23 protein-coding genes and 2 tRNA genes are annotated in these 23,498 nt (G+C 69.8%); 17 read left to right on the top strand and 8 right to left on the bottom strand.

What is annotated here, in order from left to right:
• The first annotated feature begins 29 nt into the window (after positions 1-29).
• From ACQEXA_RS21345 to ACQEXA_RS21330, 4 genes are all read left to right on the top strand, one after another.
• The gene (locus tag ACQEXA_RS21345; protein ID WP_359395961.1) at positions 30-350 is read left to right on the top strand and encodes a hypothetical protein; all 321 of its coding nucleotides are present in this window, start codon (positions 30-32) and stop codon (positions 348-350) included.
• Between the two features lie 176 nt (positions 351-526).
• Positions 527-895, top strand: a complete 369-nt coding sequence (locus ACQEXA_RS21340) for a WhiB family transcriptional regulator (RefSeq protein WP_019072119.1) — start codon at positions 527-529, stop codon at positions 893-895.
• The gene (locus tag ACQEXA_RS21335) at positions 892-1,215 is read left to right on the top strand and encodes a hypothetical protein (protein ID WP_359395958.1); all 324 of its coding nucleotides are present in this window, start codon (positions 892-894) and stop codon (positions 1,213-1,215) included. The genes ACQEXA_RS21340 and ACQEXA_RS21335 overlap by 4 nt, the downstream gene beginning before the upstream one ends.
• A gap of 113 nt (positions 1,216-1,328) precedes the next feature.
• Positions 1,329-1,553: a hypothetical protein gene (locus ACQEXA_RS21330; protein WP_432932255.1), complete on the top strand. Its 225-nt coding sequence runs from the start codon at positions 1,329-1,331 to the stop codon at positions 1,551-1,553.
• A gap of 13 nt (positions 1,554-1,566) precedes the next feature.
• Here ACQEXA_RS21330 and ACQEXA_RS21325 read toward each other — a convergent pair whose 3' ends face one another.
• Both ACQEXA_RS21325 and ACQEXA_RS21320 read right to left on the bottom strand, forming a co-directional pair.
• Entirely contained in the window at positions 1,567-2,928 is a 1,362-nt protein-coding gene (locus ACQEXA_RS21325) for an ABC1 kinase family protein (protein ID WP_432932257.1), read from the bottom strand.
• Complete coding sequence (locus ACQEXA_RS21320; protein WP_432932259.1) at positions 2,921-4,144, bottom strand: TOMM precursor leader peptide-binding protein; 1,224 nt, start codon at positions 4,142-4,144, stop codon at positions 2,921-2,923. Before ACQEXA_RS21320 ends, ACQEXA_RS21325 begins: the two co-directional genes overlap by 8 nt.
• Before the next feature lie 222 nt (positions 4,145-4,366).
• Between ACQEXA_RS21320 and ACQEXA_RS21315 the strand changes: the two genes are divergently transcribed.
• The 4 genes from ACQEXA_RS21315 to ACQEXA_RS21300 all read left to right on the top strand — a co-directional run bounded on the left by ACQEXA_RS21315 (position 4,367) and on the right by ACQEXA_RS21300 (position 8,233).
• Positions 4,367-4,963 (top strand): M48 metallopeptidase family protein, encoded by a 597-nt coding sequence (locus ACQEXA_RS21315; protein WP_359395950.1) that lies wholly within the window; start codon positions 4,367-4,369, stop codon positions 4,961-4,963.
• A gap of 141 nt (positions 4,964-5,104) precedes the next feature.
• On the top strand, positions 5,105-6,769 hold the full coding sequence (locus ACQEXA_RS21310; RefSeq protein WP_433130773.1) for a TerD family protein: 1,665 nt from the start codon (positions 5,105-5,107) through the stop codon (positions 6,767-6,769).
• Positions 6,770-6,780: 11 nt separating this feature from the next.
• On the top strand, positions 6,781-7,461 hold the full coding sequence (locus tag ACQEXA_RS21305; protein ID WP_359395946.1) for an AIM24 family protein: 681 nt from the start codon (positions 6,781-6,783) through the stop codon (positions 7,459-7,461).
• A gap of 16 nt (positions 7,462-7,477) precedes the next feature.
• Positions 7,478-8,233, top strand: a complete 756-nt coding sequence (locus tag ACQEXA_RS21300) for an AIM24 family protein (RefSeq protein WP_432932263.1) — start codon at positions 7,478-7,480, stop codon at positions 8,231-8,233.
• 44 nt (positions 8,234-8,277) lie between these two features.
• Here the strand turns inward: ACQEXA_RS21300 and ACQEXA_RS21295 are convergent, their stop codons facing one another.
• Together ACQEXA_RS21295 and ACQEXA_RS21290 are read right to left on the bottom strand one after the other, a co-directional pair.
• Positions 8,278-8,799 (bottom strand): NUDIX hydrolase, encoded by a 522-nt coding sequence (locus tag ACQEXA_RS21295; protein WP_433130771.1) that lies wholly within the window; start codon positions 8,797-8,799, stop codon positions 8,278-8,280.
• Positions 8,796-10,211: a zinc-dependent metalloprotease gene (locus ACQEXA_RS21290; protein ID WP_432932267.1), complete on the bottom strand. Its 1,416-nt coding sequence runs from the start codon at positions 10,209-10,211 to the stop codon at positions 8,796-8,798. Before ACQEXA_RS21290 ends, ACQEXA_RS21295 begins: the two co-directional genes overlap by 4 nt.
• Positions 10,212-10,402: 191 nt before the next feature.
• Here ACQEXA_RS21290 and ACQEXA_RS21285 point away from each other — a divergent pair, with 191 nt between their 5' ends.
• The 4 genes from ACQEXA_RS21285 (at position 10,403) to ACQEXA_RS21270 (ending at position 13,753) form a co-directional block, all read left to right on the top strand.
• Positions 10,403-11,566, top strand: a complete 1,164-nt coding sequence (locus ACQEXA_RS21285; RefSeq protein WP_432932269.1) for an SDR family oxidoreductase — start codon at positions 10,403-10,405, stop codon at positions 11,564-11,566.
• A 217-nt stretch (positions 11,567-11,783) separates the two neighbouring features.
• Complete coding sequence (locus tag ACQEXA_RS21280) at positions 11,784-12,242, top strand: molybdenum cofactor biosynthesis protein MoaE (RefSeq protein ID WP_432932271.1); 459 nt, start codon at positions 11,784-11,786, stop codon at positions 12,240-12,242.
• Positions 12,243-12,410: 168 nt separating this feature from the next.
• Complete coding sequence (locus ACQEXA_RS21275; RefSeq protein WP_359395934.1) at positions 12,411-12,575, top strand: hypothetical protein; 165 nt, start codon at positions 12,411-12,413, stop codon at positions 12,573-12,575.
• A gap of 80 nt (positions 12,576-12,655) precedes the next feature.
• On the top strand, positions 12,656-13,753 hold the full coding sequence (locus ACQEXA_RS21270) for a YlbL family protein (protein WP_432932273.1): 1,098 nt from the start codon (positions 12,656-12,658) through the stop codon (positions 13,751-13,753).
• A 76-nt stretch (positions 13,754-13,829) separates the two neighbouring features.
• On the opposite strand, the gene ACQEXA_RS21265 is transcribed toward ACQEXA_RS21270, so the two are convergent.
• A complete protein-coding gene (locus tag ACQEXA_RS21265; protein ID WP_432932275.1) occupies positions 13,830-14,372 on the bottom strand; it encodes a PPA1309 family protein in 543 nt (180 codons plus the stop codon).
• Between the two features lie 142 nt (positions 14,373-14,514).
• Between ACQEXA_RS21265 and ACQEXA_RS21260 the strand changes: the two genes are divergently transcribed.
• From ACQEXA_RS21260 to ACQEXA_RS21245, 4 genes are all read left to right on the top strand, one after another.
• Positions 14,515-17,487, top strand: a complete 2,973-nt coding sequence (locus ACQEXA_RS21260; protein WP_432932277.1) for a UPF0182 family membrane protein — start codon at positions 14,515-14,517, stop codon at positions 17,485-17,487.
• 42 nt (positions 17,488-17,529) lie between these two features.
• Positions 17,530-17,603, top strand: a tRNA-Met gene (locus tag ACQEXA_RS21255).
• Positions 17,604-17,833: 230 nt separating this feature from the next.
• Entirely contained in the window at positions 17,834-19,639 is a 1,806-nt protein-coding gene (locus tag ACQEXA_RS21250) for a tetratricopeptide repeat protein (protein ID WP_432932279.1), read from the top strand.
• 75 nt (positions 19,640-19,714) lie between these two features.
• Positions 19,715-19,788 (top strand) — tRNA-Met (locus ACQEXA_RS21245).
• Between the two features lie 207 nt (positions 19,789-19,995).
• Here ACQEXA_RS21245 and ACQEXA_RS21240 read toward each other — a convergent pair.
• A complete protein-coding gene (locus ACQEXA_RS21240; RefSeq protein WP_432932281.1) occupies positions 19,996-20,412 on the bottom strand; it encodes a Fur family transcriptional regulator in 417 nt (138 codons plus the stop codon).
• 126 nt (positions 20,413-20,538) lie between these two features.
• Here ACQEXA_RS21240 and ACQEXA_RS21235 point away from each other — a divergent pair, with 126 nt between their 5' ends.
• Entirely contained in the window at positions 20,539-22,011 is a 1,473-nt protein-coding gene (locus ACQEXA_RS21235) for a catalase (protein ID WP_360995633.1), read from the top strand.
• Positions 22,012-22,086: 75 nt separating this feature from the next.
• Here ACQEXA_RS21235 and ACQEXA_RS21230 read toward each other — a convergent pair whose 3' ends face one another.
• Positions 22,087-22,488 (bottom strand): CBS domain-containing protein, encoded by a 402-nt coding sequence (locus tag ACQEXA_RS21230; protein ID WP_359395921.1) that lies wholly within the window; start codon positions 22,486-22,488, stop codon positions 22,087-22,089.
• A 209-nt stretch (positions 22,489-22,697) separates the two neighbouring features.
• The gene (hisN, locus tag ACQEXA_RS21225) at positions 22,698-23,498 is read right to left on the bottom strand and encodes a histidinol-phosphatase (protein ID WP_359395919.1); all 801 of its coding nucleotides are present in this window, start codon (positions 23,496-23,498) and stop codon (positions 22,698-22,700) included.

The raw sequence follows: 23,498 nt of genomic DNA, 5'->3' as shown, positions 1-23,498 counted from the left end.
CCCCTAGACGCCGAGAGGAGGCGATTGAAGTGATCAGCATCAAGGCCAGCTCCACCAGCACCGTCAAAATGACCGATCCCTCGGTCGTCTCCACGTGCATGCTCGGCGTCTCCAACCTGGGCACCGGTCTGTCCGGCATTCGTGCCGTCCGTCCGGCGTCCTCCGTGTCTCGCGCGGCTCTGCCCGTCCGTGAGCGCAATGAGCGACCGACCAAGGCACTGGAAGCAGTAGCGGCACAGGCCCAGGCCTATGCCCTCGCGGCGGCCGGTGCCGGATTCCGGAAGCAGACGACGCAGCACCACCTGATGTGGGCCTTCCGTGGGCCAGAACCCTGGAGTGATCCAGCCTGATCGGCGATCAGGCCGGCGCCTTCAGGGCCGCGGAACCCCACCCGGGATCCGCGGCCCTTCTGTTTTCCCCGAACGGGGATGGCAGAGCGAAGGGGCCTCGGGACAAGAAAAGAACCCGGTACCAAGCCGCCACCCGGTCCAACAGGGCCGGAACGACCAGACGAGGAAGACGAACCGTGCAACTCGAAGCGCACGCCCCGTCCGTACCGCCTTCAGAAACGATCCCCCCGCCCGGCCTCACGGAGGACTCCACCTTGACCCCGCTGACGGCGCTCACCGCGCTCGACGACGCCATCGAGAACCTCGGCGTACCCGTCCCCTGCCGCTCCTACGACCCGGAGGTCTTCTTCGCCGAGTCGCCGGCAGACGTCGAGTACGCCAAGTCCCTCTGCCGCACCTGCCCGCTGATCGAGGCCTGCCTCGCCGGCGCCAAGGAGCGGCGTGAGCCCTGGGGCGTCTGGGGTGGCGAGCTCTTCGTCCAGGGTGTCGTCGTGGCCCGCAAGCGGCCGCGTGGCCGCCCGCGCAAGAACCCGGTCACGGCATGAACACCGCAGGAACGATCGATCGCCCCCTCACGCACGACCCCAAGAAGCAGGCCCCGATGAAGCCGTCCACCAGCGAGCCCGCAGGCTCCGCGACCCAAGACTCCACCACCGCAGGCGCGAACGCCTCGCGTCAGAACAGGACCCGAGAGATGCAACTCATCCCAGAAGCCTTGGCTCGTGCGCATATGCACGAGCGACTGCACGAGGCTGAGCTGGACCGCCAGGCCGTACGCCTGGTGATGGCCCGTCGGATGCAGCGCCGGGCGGAGCGCGCGTCGATGCGCGCCCGCCGTGCGCTCGCCATGGCCGTCATGCAGTAGCCGACGCTTGACATTCGGCACCCGGAAAGTCTCGCGGGGGCCGGTCCGAAGGGACCGGCCCCCGCAGTGCGTTGTATGCGCCGAACCGGTTCGGCGCCGATAGGGTCACCCGGGTGACGAGTCTTTCCGGGGACAGTGACGACAACGGCTCCGCCGAGCCGCCGGACAGCGCACAGACTCCGTACCTCGTGTGCGACCGCTGCGGCGCCCGGGCCGACGGCCCCCGCCCCACCTGGATCTGCTCCGTGGAGAACGGGCATCGCCACTACTTCTGCGACACCTGTGCCCGGGACAACATCAGGGCGATCGAAGGGCGTCTGGACTCGGACTGGTGGTAGACGACGCGTTCGCTCAGGCCTCCGCCGCGGATTCCTCCTCCGGCAGGAAGCCCGGAAGCCACTCTTCCAGCTCGTCCCGCAGACGGACCGTGGCACCCAGTTGGCACAGCACACCGATCGTGCTCAGGGTCACCCGGTGTATGAGGAGGTACGCCGGGGGCAGGTTCAGCTGTTTGCCCAGCTGGTAGGCGGGGGAGCGGGGGTCGGCGACCCGGGCCGCCTGGCTGCGCATCCAGCTGCGGCTGAAGGTGAACGCGTCGGCCTCGGCGGGTTCGATGATCGGGAGGAGATAGTCGAGGACCGCGTCGGGGTCGAGTTCGATGGTTTCCTTCACGAAGCCCTCGGCACAGAGCAGTTCGTAGACCGACTGGGCATCGCCCTCCAGGGTCATGCGCAGCGAGTGGCCGATCGGGGTCGGCAGGCCGCCGGGGAGACGGTCGACCGTACCGAAGTCCAGCACGCCCAGGCGCCAGTCCTCCTGGCGGGTGCCGCCGTCGAGGCCGGGCACGAGACGGAAGTTGCCGGGGTGCGGGTCGGCGTGCAGCAAACCCGTGCGGGCCGGGCCCGAGAAGAGGAAGCGGGCCAGCAGCTGACCGGCTCGGTCCCGCTGTTCCTGGGTACCGCCGGAGATCACCTCTGACAGAGCTATGCCGTCGATCCACTCGGTCACCAGAACCTGGTCGCACTGGTGCACCACCGCCGGCACCAGGACGTCCGGGTCGCCCGCGAACTCCTCCGCATGCGCCTGCTGTGCCTGTGCTTCCAGGCCGTAGTCGAGTTCCTCCGAGACCCGGTCCCGCAGTTCCGCGATCAACGGCTTGATGTCCATGCCCGGGATCAGGGGACCGAGCAGGCGGGCGAACCGGCTGAGCTGGGTCAGATCGGAGAGCAGCGCGTCGCCGGCGCCCGGGTACTGCACCTTGACCGCGACCTCGCGTCCGTCGTGCCACACCGCGCGGTGCACCTGGCCGATCGAGGCCGCCGCGGCCGGCTTGTCCTCGAATTCCAGGAACAGCTCGTGCCAGTCCTCGCCGAGGCGCTCCTCCAGTACCGCGTGCACCGTGCGCGTCGGCATCGGCGGGGCCGCCTCCTGAAGCTTTGTCAGCGCGGCGCGATACGGTCCGGCGACCTCCTCGGGCAGCGCCGACTCGAAGACGGACAGCGCCTGCCCGAACTTCATGGCGCCGCCCTTCAGCTCGCCGAGCACCTTGAACAGCTGCTCGGCCGTGCGTTGCTGGAGTTCGCGGCCGACGATCTCCGCGGACTCCCCGACGATCCGTTTGCCCAGTCCCCAAGTGGCCCGCCCGGCGAAACCGAGCGGGAGCGCGGCGAGCTTGGCGGTCCGGGTGACCGCCTTCCGGGGAAGATCAGACATGCGCCCTCCAAGTCCCAGACCGCCGTGCCGCGTGTGTCGTGCGGGACACGTTCCTCAATGGCCGTTGCTCTGCCATTGTCTCGTGCGGCTCCCCGTCCTTTGAGGTGTGTTCCTCCTTACCTTTCTCCGCTGCACCGCACCCGCATGCGGGATGGGCCCAGACGGGTCGCGCATGCCAGTCGAGTCGGGGCACGGAGGCCTCCCAGCGGACGCCCGCGCTGGAGGGGGACTCGCCGTCCAGGAAGGCGAGCGCGTGCCCGGCGGCGACCGACGCGACGGCGGATGCCAGGGCGAGGTCGCATGCCTGGACCTGCCGAGGGCGTCCGGAGCGCCATTGGGCGACCAGACGCGGCCAGGTCTCGTCCCGGTCGGCCCGCCCCCGGTCGAGGCAGCCCGCGCAACTCGTCTCGCCGGGGACGACGAATGGGCCGACGATTCCCGTGCCCTCCGCGACACCCGCGTACAGATGCGGGGTGCCGGAGGCGATCAACGGCTCGGCGTGGAACGGGTCGGGTGCGTGGATGTCGAGGCCGTCGCGTGGGGCCAGGACCACCAGGGAGTAACCCGCGTCCCCGTCGTCGTGGGGAGAGTGCCGGGATGCCCGCTGCCGGCGTGGTGGCCGGTCCGGGACGGCAGCGCGGACCGCGCGGCGGGCCGCCTGGTCCCTGCGCTCGCCGATGGAGTCCGCGGGCAGTCCGCCGGGTGCCACGTCCCATGGCTCGACACAGCCGGTGTCGCGGACATCGACCTCGCCGACGCCGGCGCCCGCGAGCAACGAGGCCAGGACGGTCCCCACGCGGCCGGCACCGCGGACCTGGACGCGCAGGGAGCGGCGGGCGGCCAGGCGCCGGGCGGGTTCCCCCGGTCTGCGGGCGACCAGCGACAGTGATGCCAGATCCGGCCGGAGGCGGTCCAGGACGGCGGCTTTCGCGCGCAGCGCGTCTGCCTGCGGGCCGCCGCCGGTCGCGTCGTCGAGCAGCCCCGCGCCCGAGAGGTTGTCCACGAGTGCGTCGACGTGCCCCTCGGGCAGGCCCATCCGGCGGCCTTCCTCGCGCAGCAGCGACAACCCGCGGGTGCCGTCGAGCAGGGGGAGAAAACTGCCCGTCGCGGTGTCCACCGGGCCCAGCACCATCGCATGCGCGGGTGCCATCCCGAACTGGACGGTGTTCAGATCGCGCCAGCCGCGCCGCAGCGCGGGCTTCACCATCGGATGCATGACCGACCCCCGTTGTCTGTAATGCATGGTTATGTCATTGATCGTCAGCAGATGTCGTCGTCTGCCGACGCATGCCAGGATGCCCAGGCGGAGCGCGGTGTGCGGAAAGTTGTCCACAGGCGGGGACATTGGTCTTACAAAACGAGCGGTCCCGGGTGTGGATCCAAACGGAACCGTCCCGGAGGCGGGACTTCCCCCATGTGCAGCAGGTAACGTCGGGGCGTGCCCGCCGAACCACTGCATCGCGCCGGAAACCCACAGCGCAGCACGACGAGCCAGCCGCCGAGCGGCTCAGGGGCGAGCGCGATCGAGGTACGCAGGAGTGCGCGTCGCCGCAGGACTGTCTCCGCGTACCGCGAGGGCGACCGCACCATCGTGCTGATCCCTGCCCGGATGTCGGAGGCGGAGGAGCAGCGCTGGGTGAACCTCATGCTCGCCAAACTGGCCGCGCAGGAGAACAAGCGGGTCATCGGTGACGCGGAGCTCGCCGAGCGTGCCGAGCGGCTTTCGGTGCAGTACTTCGACGGCCGGGCGCGGCCCACCTCGGTGCGCTGGGTCACCAACCAGAACACGCGCTGGGGTTCGTGCACCCCCTCCGAAGGCAGCATCCGTCTGTCGCACCGGCTGCAGGGCATGCCCGACTACGTCGTCGACTATGTCCTCCTGCACGAGCTCGCGCATCTGCTGGTGCCGGGGCACGGCCCGCGGTTCTGGCGGCTGCTGGAGGCGTACCCGCGCACCGAGCGCGCCCGCGGCTACCTGGAGGGCGTTGTCGCGGCCGACCGGCTGCCGCATCAGCCCGCGCCTGCCGAGGAGTAGCCCGGACACCGGCCCGATGTCCCGCGGCGCCACCGAAGATGCGGTTGTGTACCGGGTCTGTACCGGCTTCTTCCACTCGCGGCGTTTGCGGCTAGCCTGACGCGACGCACTCATATTCGGGATGGGGGACGGTCGTTACGCATGGCCAGGGAATTCCAACGCGGCCACAAGGCCAGGGTCAGTGACCTCACCTCGGGAACGGATCTGTATGTAGGTGTGCAGATCTCCGGACCCGGACTGACCTTCGACATCAGCTGCTTCGGTCTGGACGCCGACGAACGGCTCTCGGACGACCGCTACTTCGTCTTCTTCAACCAGCCGAAGACGCCGGAGGAGGCCATTCAGCTCCTCGGTTCGCAGGCGGGTGACACGGAGTCCTTCCGGGTCACGCTCGACAGGATCCCGCCGCAGATCCATAAGCTGTCGTTCACGGCGACGGTGGACGGCAACGGGCAGATGTCGCAGATCAATCCCGGATACATCCGTATCGTCGCGGGCGGCGAGGAGGTGGCACGGTACTCCTTCAACGGCTCGGAGTTCACCACCGAACGCGCCGTGATGCTGGGCGACTTCTACCTCAAGGACGTCTGGCGGTTCGCCGCGGTCGGCCAGGGATTCGACGGCGGACTCGACGCGTTGCTGAAGAACTTCGGCGGCGAGGTCCTCGAAGAGGAGACGCCCGCACCGCAGCAGCCCCAGTCCGGTGCCGCCCCGGGATTCGCGCCGCCCGCGCAGGCCGCCGCGCCGCCCGCGTTCGCCGCCCCGTCCACCCCCGCTCCGGCGCCGCCGCAGCCGGCCCCGCAGGGCTTCCCGCCCCCGCCGGCCCCCGCGCCGCCCGCCCCGGCCCCGGTGCCGTCCGTGCACGCCGCACCCACCATCGTGGCGCCCCTGAGCACGCCGCCCGGCGGTACGGTTCCGCCGCCCGGGCCCGCGCCCTACGTCCAGCCGCCCGGGCAGCCGGGCCCGCCGCCCGGCTACGGGGGACAGACGTCCGCCCCGATGCCGCCCGGTTACGGTCAGCAGCCCCCGGCCGCGCCCCCCGGTTACGGCCAGCAGCCGTCGTACGGGCAGGTCCCGGGACAGTACGCCGGTCAGCCCGCGGCACCCTCCCCGTACGGTGCTCCCCAGGGCGCACCTCAGGCCGGTGCCGGGGTGACCGCGGCGCTGCAGGTCTTCAAGGAGACGCCGACCGGGCAGCGGTGGACGCAGCAGAACAAGAAGCTCGTCCGGGTCGACCTCGGTATCGGCGGCCAGCCAGTGCTGGCCCGGCAGGGCAGCATGGTGCTGTACCAGGGGAAGGTCGACTTCAGCTATAAGGGCGCCGGTTTCGCCGGGCGGATCGTGGGCAACGCGACCGGCCAGGAGATGCAGTTGATGCGCTGTACTGGGCAGGGCCAGGTGTTCCTCGCCGAGAGCGCCACCCATCTGCATCCGATCGAGCTCCAGGGCGACGCCATCTGCGTCTCCGCGGAGAACGTCCTCGCCTTCGACGAGTCCCTCCAGCACGAGGTCCGGCGCATCGAGGGGCACGGCATCCCCGGCGGCGCGCTGTTCACGATGCAGTTCCAGGGCACCGGGACGATCGTCGTGAAGACGCACGGCGCGCCCGTGGTGCTGCCCGTCACTCCGACGACCTTCGTGGACTCCAACGCCGTCGTCGCCTGGTCCGCCGCGGCTCAGGTGATCGTCTCCAGCCAGGTGCGGATGCGCCGCAACGCCTACCCCGGGGACACCGGGGAGAGCGTCAACCTCCAGTTCCGGGCGGCGCCCGGCAATTTCGTCGTCGTCCAGCCGTACGAGGTCTGAGGGAGCCCGACATGAACCAGCCGCTCGCGGGCTTCGCGCCCGCACCCGTCACCGCCCGCATGGAGAACCACGGCAGTCACATGCTGAAGGTCGCCATGCAGACCGGAAGCGACCTCCTCGCGCGCGTGGGGTCGATGGTCGCCTACGAGGGGTTCATCCAGTACGAGCCCAACCCGCCGGCCGTGCGCCAGATCGCGCGGGACTGGATCACCGGTGAGGGCGCGCCTCTGATGAAGTGCTCCGGGGACGGTCTGCTCTACCTCGCCGACTACGGCGCGAACGTGGTCGTCATCAACCTGAACGGTGACGCGATCTCCGTCAACGCCACCAACCTGCTCGCCTTCGACGCGCACCTCCAGTGGGGTGTCGAACGCGTCAAGGGGCTCGCCAAGTTCGCCGGGCAGGGCCTGTGGAACACGAAGATCTCCGGACAGGGCTGGGTGGCCCTGACCTCCCGCGGCGAGCCGATCGTCGTCGACTGCGGTGGCGGTGAGGACGAGACGTACGTCGACCCGGACGCCCTCGTGGCCTGGTCCCCGAACCTGAAGGTGAAGGGCAAGCGCAGCTTCAAGGCGCAGTCGCTCATCGGGCGCGGCAGCGGCGAGGCGTACCAGATGGCGTTCTCCGGGCAGGGCATCGTGGTCGTCCAGCCCAGCGAGGACAGCACCGACCGCCTCCGGTTCAGGGGCTGAGGGGGAACCGCACACCATGCAGAGCACGCTTTTCGGCTACAACGAGCAGCAGACCCAGGACCGCTACAGCCTGCAGAACTCGCAGATGCTGCGCGTCCTGCTGGAGGGCCACGACGACATCCTGGCGCGCAAGGGCACCATGGTGGCCTACCAGGGGCTGATCGAGTTCGACGGCGAATACCAGAGCCACGGCCAGCAGCGCGCGCGTGCCTACACCGGCGAGGGCCTGGACCTGATGCGCTGTCACGGTCAGGGCACCGTCTACCTCGCCAACCTCGCCCAGCACGTGCACATCATGGACGTGGAACGGGACGGGCTCACCGTCGACAGCAGCTACGTCCTGGCGATGGACTCCTCACTGCACCACGAGGTCATCGCCGTGGACAGCCAGTACGGCATCTCCGGCTCCGGCAAGTACCAGCTCAACATCACCGGCCGCGGCAAGGTCGCGCTGATGACGTCGGGCGCGCCCCTGCTGATGCAGGTCACGCCGGACAAGTACGTCAACTGCGACGCGGACGCGATCGTCGCCTGGTCCACGAGCCTGCGGGTCCAGATGCAGGCGCAGACGCACTCCTCCGGTGTGTGGCGCCGCCGGGGCAACACCGGCGAGGGCTGGGAGCTCAGCTTCATGGGCAACGGCTACGCGCTGGTCCAGCCCAGTGAGCTGCTGCCGCCGCAGAACGCGGCGATCGGACAGGGGCTGCGCGCCCAGTACGGCATGGGCCAGTACGGCGCCCGGGGCCAGAACCAGGGCAACGTCTGGAGCTGAGCGAAGGTGAGGGGTGACCGCTGCGGCGGTCGCCCCTCGCTCTTTCACAGCCTGGCGCGCGCCGCCTCCAGCAGGCCTACGACCGACTCGTCCGCGACGTCCACCACCTCGTCGTAGGGGAACCAGCGGACGTCCAGCGACTCGTCGCTGATCATGTGCTCCGCGTCCGGCGGAGCCAGGACCGCGTACTGGACGTCGAAGTGCCAGTGGCACGGCGAAGGGATTGAGTGCCGGTCCAGGCGCACCGGGCCGCCCGGCAGCAGGACGAGACCTGCGACGCCGGACTCCTCCGTGGCCTCGCGCAGGGCCGCGGCCTCCAGCGTGGCGTCGCCCGGCTCGCAGTGGCCGCCCATCTGCAGCCACATCCTGAGCTTCTTGTGCAGCGTGAGCAGCACCCGGCCGCGGCGGGGGTCGATCACCAGCCCGCTCGCGGTGAGGTGTCCCGCGTGGCACGCCTTCCAGAGGCCGTCGGGGTGTGCCTCGAGGTGGTCCAGATACGCCTGGCGCAGTTCTTCCTGGTCCTCGTACTCCTTGAGCACGCGGACCGCGTCGTCGTACAGGCTCACTCGGTGTCGTCGTCCTTGGCGTCGTCGTCCTTCTCGAGGTTCGGCTTCTTGGTTCCGTCCGCCGCCTCGCCGAGCATCTTGTCCAGTTCGGAGAAGTCCAGCTGCTCACGGTGCACGAAGCCGTCGGGGTCGTCCAGGTCGGAGGCCGTCGGCAGCATGTCGGGGTGGGCCCACAGGCCGTCCCGGCCGTCCACACCGCGCGCGTCCGTGAGGGACGCCCACAGGCGTGCGGCGTCCCGCAGCCGGCGCGGCCGCAGCTCCAGACCGATGAGCGTCGCGAACGTCTGCTCGGCCGGGCCGCCCGTGGCGCGACGGCGGCGCAGCGTTTCGCGCAGCGCGTCCGCGGACGCCAGGCGCGGCTTCGCGGCCGCGTGCACCACGGCGTCCACCCAGCCCTCGACGAGCGCCAGGGCCGTCTCCAGACGAGCCAGGGCCGCCTTCTGCTCGGGGGTGTCCTCCGGCTGGAACATGCCCTGCTGGAGCGCCTGCTGCAGCTCCTCCGGGTTCTGCGGGTCGAACTGGCCGACCACGTCCTCCAGCTTCGCCGTGTCGACCTTGATGCCGCGCGCGTAGCCCTCGACCGCTCCGAACAGGTGCGAGCGCAGCCAGGGAACGTGTGCGAACAGACGCTGGTGTGCGGCCTCGCGCAGCGCGAGATACAGCCGCACCTCCTCCTTGGGGATGCCCAGGTCCTTGCCGAAGGCCTCGATGTTCAGCGGCAGCAGTGCGGCCTTCCCGGCCGGGCCGAGCGGCAGGCCGATGTCGGTCGAGCCGACGACCTCGCCCGCGAGCACGCCGACGGCCTGCCCGATCTGCGTACCGAACATGGCGCCGCCCATCGAGCGCATCATGCCGATCAGCGGGCCGGCCATGGCCTGCATCTCCTCCGGCAGGACATCGCCCATGGCGGCGCCGACGCGCTCGGCGACCGGGTCGACGAGGTCCTTCCACACCGGCAGGGTCGCCTCGACCCACTCCGCACGGCTCCAGGCCACGGCGGTGCCCGCGCCGGACGGCAGGGACGTCACATCGTCGAGCCACAGGTCGGCCAGGCGGACCGCCTCCTCGACGGCGGAGCGCTCGCCGGGGCCGACGCTCACGTCCTTCGTGCCGTCCTGGGTGCCCTGGGAGACCGTCTGGCGGGCGATCTGCTTGGCCATGTCCCAGTTCACCGGGCCGCCCTCGTACGAGAGCATCTGGCCCAGCTGCTGGAAGGCGGCGCCCAGGTCGGTGGGGTTCAGGGAACCGAACATCGCGGCGAGCGGATTGTCGGCGCCACCGGCTCCGGGCCCGAAACCGAACGGGTTGGCCGGACCCTGACCGCCACCGCTCTGCTGGTCCTTCTTCTTGCCCTCGTCGCCGTTCTCCGGCTCCTCCGGCGGAAGGCCGAATCCGAATGGGGTGTCACTCACGGGATTCCTCGGCTGGTAAGGCCACCGGTTCCTTCCGGCGGCTGGCTGCCCGACAACACCACCCAGCGTAGACACCTGGGCCCGATCGGGCCTGAGTGCTTCGCCGACACCTGGCCTGCGGCAGGATGGATGCCACCTGGTACGCACGCGTGCTTCGCGGTCGTACTGAAGACAACCGCTGGAGACGCCTGGTGAGTTCCCCAGATCCGCAGGTTCGCGGAGCGCGAAACCATTCAGCCCGCCCGTCGGACGATCAGCGCCCCTCGGCGGCGCCGCTGCGGGCCGGCGAGTCCGCGGGCGTCCGCGGACCGGTGGTCGCGGTCACCGGCGCCGCGTCCGGCGTCGGCGCGCTGCTCACCGAGCGGCTCGCCGCGTCCGACGAGATCAAGCAGGTCGTGGCGATCGACGAGCGGCGCGGCGAGTGCGCGGCGGCGCAGTGGCACATCCTGGACGTGCGGGACCCGGCGATCGCGGAGAAGCTGCGGGGCGCGGACGTCGTGGTGCACCTGGCGCTCGATCTCGACCTGGAGACGGACACCGCGGCGCGTACGGCATACAACGTCCGGGGGACGCAGACGGTGCTGACCGCCGCCGCGGCGGCGGGGGTGCACCGGGTGGTGCTGTGCACGTCCTCGATGGTGTACGGGGCGCTGCCAGACAACGAGCTCCCGCTCTCGGAGGACGCCGAACTGCGGGCCACGGCGGAGGCGACCGGGGTCGGGGACCTGCTGGAGATCGAGCGGCTCGCGCGCCGGGCCCCGCGGGCGCATCCCGGACTCAATGTCACCGTCGTCCGGCCCGCCGTGCTCGTCGGGGGCACGGATACGGCGCTGACCAGGTACTTCGAGTCGCCCCGGCTGCTGGTGGTGGCCGGGTCCCGGCCGGCCTGGCAGTTCTGCCACGTCGAGGACCTGTGCAGTGCCCTCGAGTACGCCGTGCTGGAGAAGGTGGACGGGGAACTGGCCGTCGGCTGCGACGGGTGGCTCGAGCAGGAGGAGATCGAGGAGCTCAGCGGGATCCGGCGGATGGAGCTGCCCTCGGCGGTCGCCCTGGGGGCGGCGGCCCGGCTGCACCGGATCGGGCTCACGCCGTCGCCCGCCGGCGACCTCGCGTACACGATGTACCCCTGGGTGGTGAGCGGGAGCAGGCTGCACGAAGCCGGATGGCGGCCGCAGTGGACGAACGAGGAGGTCCTCGCGGAGCTGCTGGAGGAGGTGGCCGGGCGGCACACCGTGGTGGGGCGGCGGCTCGGTCGCAAGGACGCGACGGCGGCCGGTGCCGCGGGGGCGACGGTGGCGCTGCTGGGTGCGGCCGCGGTGGTGCGGCGGGCGCGGAAGGCCCGTCGGCGGATCTGACAGGCGGGCGTGTCGCGGCGCGCCGGGGCCTCGAGCTTCTCCCCCTCCGCTGCCTGTCTTCACCGGGTGCCCTGCCCACCGCTGCGGCCCGACCGGCTTTGCCCTCGGACCCCTGACGGGTCGGGCTGCCTCTCGTAGGACACACCAAGGCCTCACGCGCGCGTGCCGGGCGAAACGTCTGTTCCTCCTCGCCCGTGGTGTGCGGCACGATGGGCGCATGGCATCCCACAGCGATCACCCCGGTGAGCAGTCGGCGGACGAGCCGATCAAGCTGCTCGCGATCCGCGACACGCCGCTCTCCCTCGACGAGGTCTTCCGTGCCGTCGGTGACGACGCCGCCGGAGGGACCGCGCTGTTCGTCGGGACCGTGCGGAACCACGACGGTGGGGCCGACGTGGACGAGCTCGGGTACTCGTGCCATCCGAGCGCCGAGGCGGAGATGCGGCGGATCGCCGAGAAGGTCGTCGCCGAGTACCCGGTGCGGGCGCTCGCGGCCGTGCACCGGGTGGGAGACCTGCGTGTCGGCGACCTCGCCGTCGTCGTGGCGGTGGCCTGCCCGCACCGGGGCGAGGCCTTCGACGCCTGCCGGAAACTCATCGACGACCTCAAGCACGAGGTGCCCATCTGGAAGCACCAGAGGTTCTCCGACGGGACGGAGGACTGGGTCGGCGTGTAGAACCGTCGCCCGGGCGCCATTCGGCCGAGGCGTGCCGCTCATATGGTTGACCAACCTCTCACCCGGGCTCCGGTTGCGTAACCGCACCCCTGGCGTGAGCGTTGACATGGCAGATGATTAATCTGCTGATCAGTCAGTTGCGGTCGCTCATGGGGCTGGGAGGTCGAGATGGCGGCGCTCGCCTGGTTGCTGATTCCGCTGGTGGCTGCGATCGGTGCCGGACTGTGGGGAAGTTGGGCCAGCCGCAACCGCAAGACGGCGGGCGACGGCTCCGAGCTCGCCGGATATGCCCGTTTCTGCGAGGCCATGGAGAAGTCCCACTCGGGCGGCTGACCGCTCCAGGAGGTGGAGCCGCCCGATCGTACGGACGGCCCCGACGGTGCGCTTACAGGACTGTCCCGTACTGTCGTTCCATGCCACGCCGCACCGCGACGATGCTCGCCTCGACTCTGATGCTGATCGCGCTCCTGTGCGCGGGAGTGTTCATCAAAGTGCCGTACGCGGAGATGTCCCCGGGTCCGACCGTGAACACCCTCGCCGAGCACGACGGCGAGCCGGTGCTGCAGATCTCCGGGCGCAAGACCTATCCGACGACCGGGCACCTGAACATGACCACGGTCCGGGTGACCAGCGCGGACTACAACATGAACCTGATCGAGGCCGTCTACGGATGGCTCGCGCATGACAGCAAGGTCGTCCCGCACGACACCCTCTACCCGGACGGCAAGACCGAGGAGCAGTCCACCCAGGAGAACGCCGAGGAGTTCAGCCAGTCCCAGGAGAGCGCCAAGGTCGCCGCCCTGGAGCGGCTGGGTGTCCCGGTGAAGTCCTGGGTGATCGTCTCGACCGTTCTCAAGGGCTCGCCCGCCGAAGGCAGGCTGCACGCGGGGGATGTCATCAAGGCCGTGGACGGTACGGAGGTTAAGGCGCCCGGCGACGTCGCCAAGCTGGTCACCCGGCACACGCCCGGTCAGGACGTCGTCTTCACGATCGTGCCCGCCAAGGAGCAGGCCGCCGCCGAGAAGGCGAACACAACGGCCACCAAGACCCAGAATGTGACCATCACCACGACGACGTCCCACGACAGCGGACAGCAGCGGGCCATCGTCGGGATCTCCGCCGGGACCGATCACACGTTCCCGTTCACCATCGACATCAAGCTCGCCGACGTCGGCGGGCCGAGTGCCGGTCTGATGTTCGCCCTCGGCATCTACGACAAGCTCACCCCGGGCAATCTCACGGGCGGCAAGTTCGTGGCCGGCACCGGCACCATCGACGACGCCGGTCATGTGGGACCGATCGGCGGCGTCGAGATGAAGACGGTCGGCGCGCGCAGTCAGGGCGCCCAGTACTTCCTGACGCCGAAGGACAACTGCGCGGCCGCCGCCAAGGACACCCCCGAGGGCCTCCGGCTCGTCAAGGTCAACACCATCGACGACGCCCTGAACGCCTTGAAGGACATCCGCACCGGCGACACCGCGGATTTGCCGAAGTGCACGACCAAGGGCTGAGGCGCAGCGCTCCGGCGTGAGGAGGGCGCGTCCGGGACACCCCGAGCGCCCCCTCCTCGTCGCCTCAGCGCGGCATTCAGTCCTCGAACGTCGCCGACAGCGCCTCCGCGAGCCCCGGCACCAGGTCGCGCCCGGTCAGCACCTCCGTCGCCGAGTCCTTCTCGCGCAGCCGCAGCGCCGACTCGCGCGCACCGTTCCGCAGGACCGCCACCGTCATCCGCACCTCCTGGCGGTCGGGGTGGCCGGCGACCCACTGCGCGAGGTCCTTCTCGCTCAGGCCCTGCGGAACCTCGGCCTCCGCGGACGGCGGCAGCATCAGCCGCTCCACCGTGAGCGCGCAGCCGGCCACCGCGTCGGGCCAGGCGATGGTGCCGAGGAACTCGTCCAGCGGCCTGTCGGCGGGGACCTCGTCCTGCTCGACGGGGGTGAGGCCTACTGCCTCGGAGTCGTCCTCCAGGCCGAGCTGCGCCGCGAGCGCGGGCTCCTCGGCCCGCAGCCGTTCGGTGTCGACGAGGGCGAAAAGGCGAGCGGGCTGGTCCCAGCCGAGGCCGGAGGCGTACTCGTCGATCTCGAGCACGGCCCGGGTGAGCGGGTTCGCTGCCATAGGAGTGTTGGACATGGTCACAATCCTGCCTCGTTCCCACCCGGATCCGGGAACCGAGTAAAGCGCCAGTAAGTTGCATAGGTGAGGCTCCGCGATCGTGGAGCCTCCTCCATGGCCCGCTTTCACGGGGCCTGGAGAATCGACAGCGAACTTCGAGGTGCGCACCTTGGCTTTCCAGATGCCGGACCGCGGCGGAGGCCCGACGGGGCCACGGATCAGAGTGGGCCGCCCGTCCCGGCGTGCCCGGACCCTCCTCATGACACTGGGGGTCCTCGCCGTCCTCGGTATGGCGTTCGTCATGTTCGCCGGCTTCTGGACGGAATGGCTCTGGTACCGGTCGGTGAAGTACTCGTCCGTGTTCACGACCACGTTGTGGACCAAGATCGGGCTCTTCTTCGTGTTCGGTCTGCTGATGGCGGCCGCGGTCGGCTTCAACATCTGGCTCGCGCACCGGCTGCGCCCGCCGCTGAGCGCCATGTCCATGGAGCAGCAGAGCCTCGACCGCTACCGGATGGGGATCGCGCCCTACAAGAGGTGGCTGCTGCTCGGCATCACCGCCCTGGTGGGCCTGATCGCGGGCGCCTCGGCGTCCAGCCAGTGGCGGACCTGGCTGATGTGGGTGAACGGCGTGCCCTTCCACCAGAAGGACCCCCAGTTCCACCTGGACGTCGCCTTCTACGCCTTCGACCTGCCCTGGTACCGCTTCCTGCTCGGCTTCGGCTTCGCAGCCACGGTGCTCTCGCTGATCGCCGCCGCGCTCACGCACTACCTGTACGGCGGTCTGCGCATCACCTCCCCGGGAGCGCGCGCCACGGCCGCCGCCACCGGGCACCTGTCGGTGCTGCTCGGTGTCTTCGTCGCGCTGAAGGCGGTCGCCTACTGGCTCGACCGGTACGGCCTCGCGGTCAAGTCCAGCGACTTCAAGGCGACCGGAAACTGGACGGGCCTGAGGTACGTCGACGCCAACGCCTATCTGCCGGCCAAGACGATCCTGTTCTGCATCGCCGCCATCTGCGCGGTGCTCTTCTTCGCCACCCTGTGGCGGCGCACCTGGCAGCTGCCCGTCATCGGCTTCGGTCTGATGGTGCTCTCGGCGATCCTCATCGGCGGGCTCTACCCGGCGATAGTGCAGAAGTTCCAGGTCCAGCCGAACGAGCAGGCCAAGGAGGCGCCGTACGTCGAGAAGAACCTCAAGGCGACCCGCGAGGCCTACGGCATCGACGACGCCCAGGTCACCGAGTACAGCGGGACGAGCAGCACCAAGGACAAGACCAAGCTGCGCGACGACGCGGACGCCACGGCGAGCATCCGCCTGCTGGACCCGAACATCGTCTCCCCGACGTTCCAGCAGCTGCAGCAGATGAAGAACTACTACGCGTTCCCGACCAACCTGGACGTCGACCGGTACAACAAGGACGGCAAGGACCAGGACACGGTCATCGGTCTGCGCGAGCTGAACCTGGCGGGCATCCCGAAGCAGAACTGGATCAACGACCACTTCCGCTACACCCACGGCTTCGGCGTGGTCGCCGCCAAGGGCACCACCGCCGACGCCAACGGGCAGCCCGAGTTCACCGAGTCCGACCTGCCGTCCAGGGGAGACCTGCCCACCTACGAGCAGCGGATCTACTACGGCGAGAAGACCAACACGTACTCGATCGTCGGCGGTCCCCAGAAGGAGATCGACTACTCCGACGACAGCGGTGAGAAGACCACCAGCTACCGGGGCAAGAGCGGGGTCAGCCTTTCCAGCCCGATCAACCGGGCCGCGTACGCGGTGGCGTTCAACGAGCCGCAGATCCTCTACTCCGGCGCCATAGGTGAGGGCTCGCGGATTCTGTACAACCGCACGCCCAAGGACCGTGTCGAGGCAGTCGCGCCCTGGCTGACCATCGACGGCGACGCTTACCCAGCGGTGGTCGACGGCCGGATCCAGTGGATCGTCGACGCGTACACCACGACGAACGGCTATCCCTACGCCTCTCGTACGACCCTCGGTGACACCACGGCGGACTCCCTGACCGCGGGCAACACCCAGCGCGCGGTGATGGCCCAGCAGAACCAGGTCAACTACATCCGCAACTCGGTGAAGGCGACCGTCGACGCGTACACCGGCGAGGTCAAGCTCTACCAGTGGGACACTCAGGACCCGGTCCTGAAGACCTGGATGAAGGCCTTCCCCGGCACGGTCAAGGCCAAGAGCGACATCTCGGCCTCGCTGATGGCCCATCTCCGCTACCCGCAGGACCTGTTCAAGGTCCAGCGCGAGCTGCTCACCCGCTACCACGTCAAGGACGCGCAGACCTTCCTCAGCGGCAGCGAGGTGTGGCAGGTGCCGGACGACCCGACCAACAAGTCGGGCGACGCGGTGCCGCCGTACTACCTGAGCATGAAGATGCCCGACCAGACGTCCCAGGCGTTCTCGCTGACGACCACGTTCACGCCCAACGGCCGTGACAACCTCAGCGCGTTCATGACGGTCGACTCCGAGGCGGGCACCAGTGACTACGGCAAGATCCGCGTCCTGAAACTGCCGACCAGCACGACCGTCGACGGACCCAAACAGGTCCAGAGCCAGTTCAACTCCGAGCAGGACATCGCCGAGTCCATCAGGCTGCTCAAGGGCGGCGACTCGGACATCGAGTACGGAAACCTGCTCACGGTGCCGCTCGACGGCGGACTGCTGTACGTGGAACCGGTCTACGTACGCGGTGGCGGGCTCAAGTACCCGCTGCTGCGCAAGGTGTTGGTGACCTACGGAGGCAACACCGCCTTCGAGGACACGCTCGACCAGGCGCTCAACAAGGTGTTCGGGGCGCAGGATTCGACCGCCACACCGCCGGACACCGGCACCACCAACCCGCCTCCGTCCGGTAATCCGACGGTCCAACAGGCCCTCCAGGACGCCCAGAAGGCGTTCGACGCCGGCCAGGAGGCGCTGAAGAAGCCCGACTGGGAGGCGTACGCCCAGGCCCAGAAGGACCTCGAGGCCGCGCTGAAGCGGGCGGAGGATGCGCAGGTCAAGGCCGGCAAGACCGGCGGCAGTGGCGGCAGCGCTCCGTCCGCCGCTCCGAGCGGCTCGCCCAGTAGTTCACCGAGCAGCAGCCCGAGCGCTTCCGGCGGCGGCTGAACGGAGCCCGCCCCGCGCCGTGATATGGTTTACCAACAACGGCGCGGGGTGGAGCAGCTCGGTAGCTCGCTGGGCTCATAACCCAGAGGTCGCAGGTTCAAATCCTGTCCCCGCTACTGAAGTCGAGGGCCCGGATCCTGATCAAGGATTCGGGCCCTTCGCGTGCGCGCGCGACACGACGAGGCGTACATCGTGACCTGGCGACTCTCGGGAAGTGCAACCGGTTCCGTGGGGAGTTGGCCATTCTGTGTTTGACTTATCTCTCTGTGGGCATGTCGACAAAACGCTGAAGTGACCTCACTAGCTGCGGTATACCAGGTGTACCCGGCTTGCAGGTGGTGCGACGATGGACGTTATGGGGGAGAAGGCAGCTCTGTTCGAGTCGGGGCGAATTGTGCAGTCCGCCGATCGGGACGAGACCGGCGAGGCCGCCGAGGAGGCACTTCTGCGGTTCGCGGTCGAAGCCGGCGAGATCGAGGCGATGAGCGTCCTCGGGGCCATGCTGTTGCGCCGTGGCGATCTCGACGGTGCCGAGCCCCACTTGCGAGCCGCCACCGCCGCAGGTGACCGTGCCGCCGCCAACAACCTGGGTGTCCTTCTGCATCAGCGCGGCTACGCAGAGGAGGCCGCCGGCTGGTGGCGGATCGCCGCCGTGGCCGGTTCCGCCGCGGCCGCGCACGCGCTCGGGCGGCACCACCGCGAGCGGGGCGACGAGCCCGCGGCCGAGTACTGGCTGCGCCAGTCCGCCGAGCAGGGGCACACCCTCGGCGCGTATGCGCTGGCCGATCTGCTGGAGCACCGCGGTGACGAGACCGCGGAGCAGTGGATGCGGGCCGCCGCCGAGCGCGGGCACCGGGAGGCCGCCTACCGGCTGGCGCGCGCGCTCGACCGCAAGGCCCTGCACGAGCAGGAGGCCGGCGGTGACAACGGTGTCGAGTCGCCCGTCCTCGACGAGGCGGAGCAGTGGTACCGGCAGGCGGCGGCACGCGGGCACCGGCGGGCCGCGCTGCACCTCGGGGCGATCCTGGAGAAGCGGGGCGCCCTCAAGGAGGCCGGACGCTGGTACCTGACCAGCGCGAAGGACGGTGAGCCGAGAGCGGCCTGCGCGCTCGGCTTCCTGCTGCGGGACGCCGGGGACACCGAGAGCGCCGCCGTCTGGTGGCTGCGCGCCGCGCAGGAAGGGGACGGCAACGCGGCGAACGCCCTGGGCGCGCTGCACGCCGAGCGCGGTGAGACGCAGACCGCCGAGCGCTGGTACCGGGCCGCGATGGACGCGGGCGACGTTAACGGCGCCTACAACCTCGCCCTGCTCTGCGTCGAGCAGGGCCGGACCGCGCAGGCCGAGCAGTGGTACCGGCGGGCCGCGTACGCCGGGCACCGGGAGGCCGCGAACGCGCTCGCCATCCTGCTGCTCCAGGGCGGGGACACGACGGGCGCCGAGCCGTGGTTCTCCAAGGCCGCGGAGGCGGGCAGCGTGGACGCCGCCTTCAACCTCGGGATCCTCCATGCGGGCCGGAGCGACGACGAGGCGGCGCTCGGGTGGTACGAGCGGGCTGCTGCCTCCGGGCACACCGAGGCGGCGCTCCAGGTCGGGATGGCACGGCTGCGGGAGGGGGACGAGCTGACGGCCGAGCGGCATCTGCGATGTGCCGCCGGGGGCGGGAGCGCGGAGGCCGCCTACCGGCTGGCCGCTCTGCTGGACGCCCGGCGGCCGCCGGCGCCCGCCCATGAGCTGGGCGAGCCGTCGCAGGAGAAGAGCGAGTGCGAGGAGTGGTACGAGCGGGCGGCGACGCAGGGGCACCGGCGGGCGCAGGTCCGGGTCGGGATGCTGGCCGCCATGCGCGGCGATGTGGTGGAAGCGGCCCGGTGGTACCGCGAGGCGGCGGAGGGCGGGTCGCGCAACGGTGCGTTCAACCTGGGGCTGCTGCTGGCACGCGAGGGCAGCGAGCCGGAGGCCGCGCTGTGGTGGACGCGAGCGGCCGATGCGGGGCACGGCCGGGCGGCTCTGCGGCTGGCCCTCGTCTATGCGCGCCGCGGCGAGCTGGCGGAGGGGCAGCGGTGGGCCGACCGGGCGGTGTCGCTCGGACCGGCCGAGGTGTCCGAGCGTGCGGCACGGCTGCGGGACGCGCTGAAGCAGGAGCTGTCGGCCTGACGGGGGCCTTGATCGGCCCCGTCCTTAAGCGATTTGCCTCTGTCCGCGTCATTGACGTAATGTTGCGTTCACCGACGCGGGGTGGAGCAGCTCGGTAGCTCGCTGGGCTCATAACCCAGAGGTCGCAGGTTCAAATCCTGTCCCCGCTACTGAAGGCCCAGGGCCGGAATCCTCAAGGATTCCGGCCCTGGTGCTTTGTGTACCCCCGTACGGCGGCGGAGCCGGGAGGCGTCGCGAGGTGGGCGGCGACACACGCGCCGGTCCGCCGGGCGATGCGCACCCCACGAGCCCACGGCCTCGTACACGCACGAAAGCCCCGGCACCTAGCAGGTGCCGGGGCCTTCGGACGGTCTTGGTCAGCCGGCCGCGCAGTGCGGGCACAGACCGCGGTACGTCACCTCGACGTCCGAGACCGTGAAGCCGAAGCGCTCCGATTCCGGGAGGTCGGTGAGCGGGTTCCCGTTCGGATGGACATCGCGGATCGAGCCGCAGCGGGCGCACACCAGATGGTGGTGCGGCCGGTGCGCATTGGGGTCGTACCGCTTGGCGCGCTTGTCCGTGGCGACCTCGAGCACCTCGCCGAGGGAGACCAGTTCGCCGAGCGTGTTGTAGACGGTCGCCCGGGAGATCTCCGGCAGCTTGGCGACGGCCCGGGCGTGCACCTCGTCGGCTGTCAGGTGAACATGCTCGCCGTCGAGGACCTCGGCCACGACACGTCGCTGCGCGGTCATCCGCCATCCGCGTCCGCGCAGCCGTTCCAACAGGTCACTCATGGAGCCCAGCTTAACAGCAAGCGGACCAGGTTCCGAATGGGTGTGACTTTGGATTTTTATTTGACTTAGACATTGTCCATTGTAGGATCGGGATCGGCTTTAGCTCGGTAACAAGGTTAGTCAGATGTGACGCAGGAGGCCCACGTGACGCAGGGACCGCTTACGACGGAGTCCGGTGCTCCAGTAGCCGACAACCAGAACAGTGAGACCGCGGGCGTCGGAGGTCCGGTTCTCGTCCAGGACCAGCTCCTGCTGGAGAAGCTGGCCCACTTCAACCGTGAGCGCATTCCGGAGCGTGTGGTGCACGCCCGCGGTGCGGGCGCCTACGGCACCTTCACGGTCACCGCAGATGTCACCCGGTACACGCGCGCCAAGTTCCTCTCCGAGGTCGGCAAGCAGACCGAGACGTTTCTGCGCTTCTCCACCGTGGCCGGCAACCTCGGTGCGGCGGACGCCGTCCGCGACCCCCGCGGCTGGGCGCTGAAGTTCTACACCGAAGAGGGCAACTACGACCTCGTCGGCAACAACACTCCGGTGTTCTTCATCAAGGACGCCATCAAGTTCCCCGACTTCATCCACACCCAGAAGCGCGACCCGTACTCCGGCTCGCAGGAGGCGGACAACGTCTGGGACTTCTGGGGTCTGTCCCCCGAGTCCACCCACCAGGTGACCTGGCTGTTCGGCGACCGGGGCATCCCGGCCTCGTACCGCCACATGAACGGCTACGGCTCGCACACCTACCAGTGGAACAACGAGGCCGGCGAGGTCTTCTGGGTCAAGTACCACTTCAAGACCGACCAGGGGATCAAGAACCTCACCCAGGCGGAGGCCAACAAGCTCGCCGGTGAGGACCCGGACTCCCACCAGCGCGACCTGCGCGAGGCCATCGAGCGGGGTGACTTCCCGAGCTGGACCGTGCAGGTCCAGATCATGCCGGCGGCCGACGCGGCGACCTACCGCTTCAACCCGTTCGACCTCACCAAGGTGTGGCCGCACGAGGACTACCCGCCGATCGAGATCGGCAAGCTGGAGCTCAACCGCAACCCGGAGAACATCTTCGCCGAGGTCGAGCAGTCGATCTTCAGCCCCGCGCACTTCGTGCCGGGCATCGGTCCCTCCCCGGACAAGATGCTCCAGGGCCGCCTCTTCGCGTACGGCGACGCCCACCGCTACCGCGTCGGGATCAACGCCGACCACCTGCCGGTGAACCGTCCGCACGCCACCGAGGCGCGCACCCACTCCCGTGACGGCTTCCTCTACGACGGCCGCCACAAGGGCGCGAAGAACTACGAGCCGAACAGCTTCGGTGGCCCCTTCCAGACGGACCGTCCGCTGTGGCAGTCGTTCGACGGCTTCACGGCCGGCACCGGCGACCACGCGGCACCGGTCCACGCCGAGGACAACGACTTCGTGCAGGCGGGCAACCTCTACCGCCTGATGTCCGAGGACGAGAAGGAGCGCCTGATCGGCAACCTGGCGGGCTTCATCGCCAAGGTCTCGCGCGACGACATCGCCGAGCGTGCGATCAACAACTTCCGTCAGGCCGACGGAGACTTCGGCAAGCGCCTGGAAGCCGCAGTCCAGGCCCTGCGCGGCTGACCCGGGCTGGACCGCTTGCCGTAGGGGGACGGGCCGGAATCCCAGTGGGGTTCCGGCCCTCTCGCTTGCCCGCGGCTAGTGGGCCGTGGCCGGGACGCGCTCCCGGAGCGGCGCCCAGCAGCGGATGATGTCGCGGACCGAGACGACGCCGACGACTTCGTCGCGATCCAGGACGATCAGATGCCGGAAGCCACCGTGAGCCATGGCACGTGCGGCCTCTTCGAGGGTCCAGGTGGGCGCCGCGAACACGACGTCCGTGGTGGTGTGGGAGTGGGCCCGTTCGGTGTCCGGGTTCTGTCCGAGACCGACGGAATTGAGGATGTCGCGTTCGGTGAGGATTCCGAGGCCGCCCGCGTCCGGGTCGAGGACCACGGCCGCGCCGATACGGCGGGCGGACATCAGGGCTGCTGCCTGGCGGAGGGTGTGTGCGGGGCCGATGGTGAGGACCAGCGTGCTCATGGCGTCGCGGACGAGCATGGGGCGGAGCCACCTCCTAGAAATGCGCGCGAATGCACTGGCTCAGGGCTCCGAGTGCCGTCGACTGCCGCCGACCGGTCGCCCCTGTGCAATGCTTCACAAATTCACAAGTGGGGGACTTTCAGAGTTGCAGGCAAAGGGCGGGTCAACAAGAGGGCGCGCGTCGTGAGTTCAGGGGCGCTCGCGGTGCTCGGGGACAGCCCTGATGCCTAGTACCGGTCGTTCAGGTAGTCGAGCAGGGTGTCGTGGAGCAGGCCGTTGGACGCGGCCGCGTTGCCACTGTGCGGGCCCGGGCGGCCGTCCAGGCCCGTGAAAGAGCCACCGGACTCCGTGACGATGATCGCGTTCGCCGCCATGTCCCACAGCGACAGCTCCGGCTCCGCACAGATGTCGACCGAGCCCTCGGCGACCATCATGTACGGCCAGAAGTCGCCGTACCCGCGGGTGCGCCACACCGCGCGCGTGAGGTCGAGGAAGCCGCCCAGCCTGCCCTGCTCCTCCCAGCCCGACAGCGAGGAGTAGGCGAAGGACGCGTCCGACAGTTTGGAGACGCGCGAGACGCGCAGCCGGGACGCCGAGGACAGGCTGCGGCCCGTGAAGGCGCCGTGTCCCTTCGCGGCCCACCAGCGGCGGCCTAGGGCGGGGGCGGAGACCACGCCCACGACGGGCTGGTAGCCCCCCTCGCCCGCCTCCATGAGGGAGATCAGCGTCGCCCACACCGGCACACCGCGTACGTAGTTCTTGGTCCCGTCGATGGGGTCGACGACCCAGCGGCGCGGGCCCGTGCCCTCGATGCCGTACTCCTCGCCGAGGATCGCGTCGCGTGGCCGGGCGCGCTGCAACTGGCCCCGGATCAGCTCTTCGGCGCCCTTGTCGGCCTCGCTCACCGGCGTCATATCCGGTTTCGTCTCCACCTTGAGGTCGAGCGCCTTGAACCGGGCCATGGTCGCGGCATCGGCGGCGTCCGCGAGTACATGGGCGAGCCGCAGGTCATCGAGATAGTCGGGCAT

Source organism: Streptomyces sp. CA-106110 (assembly GCF_050936285.1).
Lineage (GTDB): Bacteria > Actinomycetota > Actinomycetes > Streptomycetales > Streptomycetaceae > Streptomyces.
Note: the sequence above shows the minus strand (reverse complement) of the source record. Positions and strands in the feature narration are given on the sequence as shown.

Coding starts and splice junctions, on each gene's coding strand:
- ACQEXA_RS21335 (WP_359395958.1), top strand. CDS start 892: ATGAACACCGCAGGAACGATCGATCGCCCCCTCACGCACGACCCCAAG.
- ACQEXA_RS21325 (WP_432932257.1), bottom strand. CDS start 2,928: ATGTCTGATCTTCCCCGGAAGGCGGTCACCCGGACCGCCAAGCTCGCC.
- ACQEXA_RS21320 (WP_432932259.1), bottom strand. CDS start 4,144: ATGCATCCGATGGTGAAGCCCGCGCTGCGGCGCGGCTGGCGCGATCTG.
- ACQEXA_RS21310 (WP_433130773.1), top strand. CDS start 5,105: ATGGCCAGGGAATTCCAACGCGGCCACAAGGCCAGGGTCAGTGACCTC.
- ACQEXA_RS21305 (WP_359395946.1), top strand. CDS start 6,781: ATGAACCAGCCGCTCGCGGGCTTCGCGCCCGCACCCGTCACCGCCCGC.
- ACQEXA_RS21300 (WP_432932263.1), top strand. CDS start 7,478: ATGCAGAGCACGCTTTTCGGCTACAACGAGCAGCAGACCCAGGACCGC.
- ACQEXA_RS21280 (WP_432932271.1), top strand. CDS start 11,784: ATGGCATCCCACAGCGATCACCCCGGTGAGCAGTCGGCGGACGAGCCG.
- ACQEXA_RS21275 (WP_359395934.1), top strand. CDS start 12,411: ATGGCGGCGCTCGCCTGGTTGCTGATTCCGCTGGTGGCTGCGATCGGT.
- ACQEXA_RS21270 (WP_432932273.1), top strand. CDS start 12,656: ATGCCACGCCGCACCGCGACGATGCTCGCCTCGACTCTGATGCTGATC.
- ACQEXA_RS21265 (WP_432932275.1), bottom strand. CDS start 14,372: ATGTCCAACACTCCTATGGCAGCGAACCCGCTCACCCGGGCCGTGCTC.
- ACQEXA_RS21250 (WP_432932279.1), top strand. CDS start 17,834: ATGGACGTTATGGGGGAGAAGGCAGCTCTGTTCGAGTCGGGGCGAATT.
- ACQEXA_RS21240 (WP_432932281.1), bottom strand. CDS start 20,412: ATGAGTGACCTGTTGGAACGGCTGCGCGGACGCGGATGGCGGATGACC.
- ACQEXA_RS21230 (WP_359395921.1), bottom strand. CDS start 22,488: ATGCTCGTCCGCGACGCCATGAGCACGCTGGTCCTCACCATCGGCCCC.
- hisN (WP_359395919.1), bottom strand. CDS start 23,498: ATGCCCGACTATCTCGATGACCTGCGGCTCGCCCATGTACTCGCGGAC.